The sequence below is a fragment of the Candidatus Melainabacteria bacterium RIFOXYA2_FULL_32_9 genome (genome assembly GCA_001784615.1).
GTDB lineage: Bacteria > Cyanobacteriota > Vampirovibrionia > Gastranaerophilales > UBA9579 > UBA9579.
Genome location: MFRQ01000144.1, coordinates 6,539 through 12,886, shown reverse-complemented (window position 1 = coordinate 12,886; position 6,348 = coordinate 6,539). Strand labels below are relative to the sequence as shown.

At 33.5% G+C, this 6,348-nt stretch carries 4 protein-coding genes and 1 pseudogene (1 of these 5 running past the window's edge); 3 read left to right on the top strand and 2 right to left on the bottom strand.

Features of this window, described 5'->3' with window-relative positions:
* Window positions 1–445 (bottom strand): annotated as a pseudogene (locus A2255_07300) (methionyl-tRNA formyltransferase) (it extends 509 nt beyond the left edge of the window).
* Between the two features lie 12 nt (window positions 446–457).
* Window positions 458–1,048 (bottom strand): peptide deformylase, encoded by a 591-nt coding sequence (locus A2255_07295; protein ID OGI17545.1) that lies wholly within the window; start codon window positions 1,046–1,048, stop codon window positions 458–460.
* Between the two features lie 104 nt (window positions 1,049–1,152).
* On the opposite strand from A2255_07295, the gene A2255_07290 reads away from it, so the two are divergent.
* The 3 genes from A2255_07290 to A2255_07280 form a co-directional block, all read left to right on the top strand.
* Window positions 1,153–2,637, top strand: coding sequence for a hypothetical protein (locus tag A2255_07290; GenBank protein OGI17544.1), 1,485 nt, complete (start codon window positions 1,153–1,155; stop codon window positions 2,635–2,637).
* A gap of 658 nt (window positions 2,638–3,295) precedes the next feature.
* On the top strand, window positions 3,296–5,080 hold the full coding sequence (locus A2255_07285) for a potassium transporter Kup (GenBank protein ID OGI17548.1): 1,785 nt from the start codon (window positions 3,296–3,298) through the stop codon (window positions 5,078–5,080).
* A 45-nt stretch (window positions 5,081–5,125) separates the two neighbouring features.
* A partial coding sequence (locus A2255_07280) for a potassium transporter Kup (protein ID OGI17543.1) occupies window positions 5,126–6,348 on the top strand: 1,223 nt, incomplete at its 3' end.

Here is a 6,348-nt window from a genome sequence, read left to right as displayed (position 1 = left end):
TAGGCCCGGTATCAACCCCAACATCTGAAAGCATCGTGGTTATACCCGTTACTTTATCTCCATTAATTATTGCCCATTGAATCGGATTTGGGCCTCTATATTTTGGTAAAAGTGAAGAATGAAGATTAATTGTACCTAATCTTGGAATATCTAGTAATTCTTTGCTTAAAATTTGTCCAAATGCCACCATTATAAAAGCATCTGGTTTAAGTTCTTTCAGATGATTTATTAATGCTTCATCTTTTCGAATAAGTTTTGGCTGAAAAACCGGTATTGCTTTAGTTTTAGCCATAATTTTAACCGGAGGAGGCACAACCTTATGTCCTCTCCCTGCTGGTTTATCAGGCTGAGTAATTACTGCCTGAACTTCTACGTCATCTTTCATAATAAAATACTCTAAAGAAGGAACAGCAATTTCAGGCGTTCCTAAATAAATAATTTTCATAGAAAACCTTTATTACTCCTTATTTGCCCCTTTGGCTGCCGCACATTTCTGAAGAAGCTCTTCTAATTCTGCTTCATCAAGAAGATATTCAGGATCAACAGGTGGTAAACCTTTATTAGCTAATTCTTGATTTGTTTCAAATCTATTCATTGAATGGTCAATAAATAGGATTCCGTCAAGGTGATCCATTTCATGCTGTATAGCTCTAGCAAGTAGTGAACCATCTTTTGCTTCAATTGTAAATGGTCTACCTTTCTCATCTTTAGCTCTAACTATTACTTCAGCATAGCGCTTCACATTAGTATAAGCTTCAGGAAAACTGAGACACCCTTCATAACTTAGGGTAGCACCTGATTTTTTAATAATTTTAGGATTTACAAATACTATGGGATTTAAAGGCTCATCACCAGTTGAAGTATCAATTACAAATATTCTATAACTTTCCCCAACCTGAGGTGCAGCAAGGCCAACCCCATTTTGAGCGTACATAGTATCCATTAAATCATCAATTAGCTTTTGAATTTTAGAAGATATTTTATGAACTTCTTTTGTAGGTGTCCTTAAAACTTTATCACCGTATTGAACTACTTTACGTATTGCCATAATATTAACCATTTATTATATGTATTTTCATTATTATGATACCATAAATAATATCAAATTTTGATATTTTCGTGTAGTGTTCAGGGATGTGTAGCTGAGAGATCATGGAAAAAACTATAACAAGAATAAGCAGTAAAAAAATAAGTGAAGCGGTTAGCAATTTATGCAAACAAGCAAATATCTTTATATCTAAAGACGTGTACAATGCTCTTTTTGATTCATATTTAAAAGAAAAATCTTTAAAAGCAAAGCATACTTTATGGCAAATTCTGGAAAATCTTAAACTTGCTACTACAATCCAACGCCCAATATGTCAGGATACAGGGATTGTTGTTGTTTTTATAGAAATCGGACAAAATATTTTCATTGAAGGTGACACCCTGGAAGAAGCAATAAATCAAGGTGTTGAACAAGCTTATGATGAAAATTTCTTCAGAAAATCTATAGTTGATGATCCTATTTTTGAAAGAATTAATACAAATACTAACACCCCAGCAATTATTTATCCGACACTGGTAGCTGGAAATTCCATAAAAATAACCGTATCAATAAAAGGCTGCGGCTGTGAGAATATGAGTGCTGTTCAAATGTTAAAACCTTCTGCTGGCGCAGAGGGGATTATTGAATTCGCTATTGAAACACTAAAAAGTGCCGGAGCTAACACATGCCCACCTGTAAGGCTAGGAATCGGTATTGGTGGAACTATGGAATACGCAGCTGTATTGGCTAAAAAAACATTACTAGAACCTGTGAAAACAGAGACGGATTTAGAATATCTAATAAATGCAGAACAAGATTCTAATCGAAAAAAAATGCTGCAATTAGAATTGGACATTTTACAAGGAATAAATAATCTTAAAATTGGAGCCAACGGGCTTGGTGGAGATGTAACAGCCTTTGGAATTAATATGCAAAGTTATCCAACCCATATTGCAGCTTTACCGGTCGCAATTAATATTAATTGTCACGCTTCAAGGCATGCCCGTGCCGAAATTAAAGAAGATGAGATTATATACCATCAAAACAACTATGAATATAACTTTAAAAATCTTGAACATCAGGAAAAATCTTTAACAAAAATAGATGTAGATGATATAGATGGTTTAAGAAATCTAAAAGCCGGAGATATGATTCTCTTAAATGGCTATATTTATACAGCTAGAGATGCTGCTCACAAAAAATTGTTTGAATGTATCAATAATAATGAAGAATTACCTATAGATATAAAAGATAAAATCATATATTATACTGGTCCTTGCCCACCCGTTAATGGAGAAATAATAGGCCCAGCGGGTCCAACCACATCAATCAGAATGGATAAATATACTCCCACTTTAATAGCGAAGGGATTATTTGGATCCATCGGAAAAGGCGGAAGATCAGAAGAAGTTACAGAATCAATTCGTGCTAACAAAGGGATTTATTTTGCAACCACAGGTGGTGCTGCTACCTTGTTAGGGCAAAGAATAATTGAATCTGAAATTGTAGCTTATCCTGAGCTTGGAACTGAAGCAATTTACAAGTTTAAAGTACAAGATTTCCCAGTCATAGTTGCTATAGATAGCAATGGAAATAGTATTTTGAAATAAATCCCTACTTGCTTTATCTCTTAATGAGATACCCTACTTGTCTATTGATATTTAACATCTTAAGGAGGTAACAAAAAATACTTACGCATAAAGTGATATTGTCATTGCGAGGAGGGCTGAAAGCCCGACGTGGCAATCCAAATTATAGCATTATTTAATGGATTGCTTCGCTTCGCTCGCAATGACAGATTTGCGTTTTAAAATACGCAATAATTTTTTGTTTGTTCCTTAATAGGAGTAACGTCATCGCGAGGGCTAAAAGCCCGTGGCGATCTTTTCAATGTGGCTTATTGCTTATAATTGTTATTTGGAAAAATTCCCTCTTCGATCCCTCGGAATTACAGATTCACCTTTATCTGTTAATAATTGACCATTGTCTTAAATTTAAGAACAAAAAATAAAAGCCGCTTTTTCGGCGGCTACAAGACTTGGGGAGGAGATTGGGGTATGACCTAATTCGGTCTTATTATATTTATCGGCACGTTTCTAAAAAACTTTAGGACTTTTTTTAAATCTTGTTACATTTCTTGACATTTAATTGATTTAATTCTTATTAGTCTTAGTATTAAGGCAATGAGTAAGAAATTAAACCAGATTATTGTTTTCTAGTTTTTAAGGGTAATAATTCGTGGATAATGCAAAGTCTAATATAAATAAGATGATAAAATCACTCGGACTAGTTTTTGGAGATATTGGAACAAGTCCCATTTATACACTTACAGTTATTTTTCTTTTTATAAAACCAACTTCAGCTAATATTACAGGTATTTTATCCCTGATTTTTTGGACTATGACTATTCTTGTTACGATAGAATATGCCTGGCTAGCTATGAGTCTTGGAAAAAAAGGGGAGGGAGGAACCATTGTTCTAAGAGAAATCCTGGTTCCACTATTAAAATCTAACAAACAAATTGCATTAGTCTCAATACTTACATTTATAGGTATTTCTTTACTTATAGGTGATGGTGTAATAACACCTGCGATTAGTATTCTTAGTGCTGTTGAAGGTATGAGATTAATTCCTGGTTTAGAACAAATAAACCAGGAATTTCTCATAGTCATAGCTGCAATTATAGCTATAAGCTTATTTTTGTTTCAAAAAAAAGGCACTGAGAGGGTTGCCGGTTCATTTGGCCCACTAATGATATTATGGTTTTTAGCATTGGCAATTTCAGGAATTATCTCGTTGATGCATTCTCCAGGCATATTAAAAGCCATAATCCCTTATTATGGTATAAAATTTTTCATAGATAACGGTATTGCGGGTTTTATTATTCTATCAAGTGTTATACTTTGTGCTACTGGCGGAGAAGCCTTATATGCTGACATGGGTCACCTTGGTAGAAAACCTATTGCAAATTCCTGGTATATAGTATTTATAGCTCTAATACTCAATTATTTTGGACAAGGAGCTTTTCTTATACAACACCCTCAAGCTAAAAACATTCTTTTTGAAATGATATTTACTCAGTCAAATACACTTTATATTCCATTTTTAATACTCAGCATTATCGCAACTGTAATAGCCTCTCAGGCAATGATCAGTGCAATGTTCTCTATTGTTTATCAGGGAATCGCAACTCGCATTATGCCTATGTTTAAAATTGATTACACCTCTCCTGAATTAAGATCACAAATATATATTGGAGCTGTAAACTGGTTTTTACTTTTCTTTGTCATAGTCATTATGTCTGAATTTAAAGAATCCAGCAACTTAGCTGCAGCATACGGACTTGCAGTCACAGGAAGTATGACCTTAACAGGAATTATTATGACCTGCATATTTCATATGCAGAAGAAAAAATTTAAAACTCTTCTATCAATTCTCGTAACAATAGTTGATATAGCATTTTTAATTGCGAACTTCTCTAAAATTCCTCATGGCGGATATTGGTCAATAATAATCGCTATCATTCCTCTATGCATAATATTAATCTACACATCTGGACAAAGAAAACTTTATAGATCGCTTAAGCCTATAGATTTAGATAAATTCCTCAGAAAATATAAAGAAGCACGGGAAAGCAAATGTAAAATTCAGGGAAGCGCCCTATTCTTTGCAAGAGATATAAAAAAAATCCCTCCCTATATTGCGAACACTATGTTTGTGAATAATATTCTTTACGAGGATAATATAATTGTCTCTATTAATACACTTGATAATCCTTTTGGAATAAGTGGAGGCTTTAAAGAAAAATTAGCAGATGGTTTAAGAATTTTCGAGATACAAGTAGGATATTTAGAAGTAATTGATGTAGAATTAATGCTAAATCAAGCAGGGATAAATGAACTAGCCATATTTTATGGAGTAGAGGATATAATGACTAACAATCCCATTTGGTTTATATTCTCATTAATAAAAAAAGCCACTCCATCATTTGTCCAATTTTACAAGCTTCCACCCTATAAACTCCATGGGGTTATTACTAGACTTGAAATGTAATTTGTTTCAAGATATTCTTTATCTAACATCTATTAATTGGAAGCTATGAATAAAGAAAATATCAAACAAATAGTAAAATCTACAGGTCTGGTCTTTGGCGATATAGGAACGAGTCCTATATATACACTTACCGTTATTTTCCTTCTTGTAACAAGGCCTACTCCTAGTGAAATTATAGGGGTTTTATCTCTGATTTTTTGGACTATGGCCCTACTTGTTACAGTTCAGTATGCTTGGCTTGCTACAAGTCTAAGCAAAAGGGGTGAAGGTGGAGATATTATTCTGAGAGATATTCTCACTCCTTTATTAAAATCGTCAAGACAAGTAGCTTTTTTTACTATTTTTACATTTATAGGTATATCCTTACTTATAGGAGACGGGGTAATAACACCTGCTATTAGTATTCTTAGTGCTGTTGAAGGTATGCGATTAATTCCTGGTTTAGAACAAATAAGTCAGGGAATTGTTATTTTTATAGCTGCAATAATTGCAATGGGACTGTTCTCCTTTCAAAGTAAAGGTACAGAAAAAGTTGCAGGCACTTTTGGCCCTTTGATGGTTATTTGGTTTTCTGCTTTAGCTATATCAGGTATAATTTCAATTATAACTTTTCCTGCTGTATTTAAAGCAATTAATCCCTATTACGCCATTGAATTTCTTTTAATGCACAAATTTGAATCTTTTTTGGTATTATCTAACGTTATACTTTGTGCTACTGGTGGTGAAGCGCTATATGCAGATATGGGACATCTTGGTAGAGGCCCCATTGTAAAAGCTTGGTCAATTGTATTTTTTGCTCTTATATTGAATTATTTTGGACAGGGAGCCTTTTTGATTAATCATCCACAGGCAAAAAATATATTATTTGAGATGATATTTACTCAGGCTGAATTCCTATATATACCATTCCTGATTCTCAGTATTATCGCTACTATCATTGCATCTCAGGCTATGATCAGTGGAATGTTTTCTATAGTATATCAAGGTATCATAACTCGTATCATGCCAATGTTTAAAGTTGACTATACTTCATCAGAATTAAGGTCTCAAATATATATAGGTACAGTAAATTGGTTTCTACTAATATTTGTAATAATTATAATGCTTATCTTTAAAGAATCACATCAACTCGCAACCGCATATGGTTTGGCAGTTACCGGAAGTATGACAGTAACCGGCACTATGATGATTTGGACATTTTATTTAAGGAAAAATTACACCAGAGGAACAATCGCCTTATTTGTAACAATGGTAGTTCTTATTTTTCT

What these genes read in the sequence shown, in the direction of transcription:
- A2255_07290 (OGI17544.1), top strand. Translation starts at nt 1,153, where the DNA reads ATGGAAAAAACTATAACAAGAATAAGCAGTAAAAAAATAAGTGAAGCG.
- A2255_07295 (OGI17545.1), bottom strand. Translation starts at nt 1,048, where the DNA reads ATGGCAATACGTAAAGTAGTTCAATACGGTGATAAAGTTTTAAGGACA.
- A2255_07285 (OGI17548.1), top strand. Translation starts at nt 3,296, where the DNA reads ATGATAAAATCACTCGGACTAGTTTTTGGAGATATTGGAACAAGTCCC.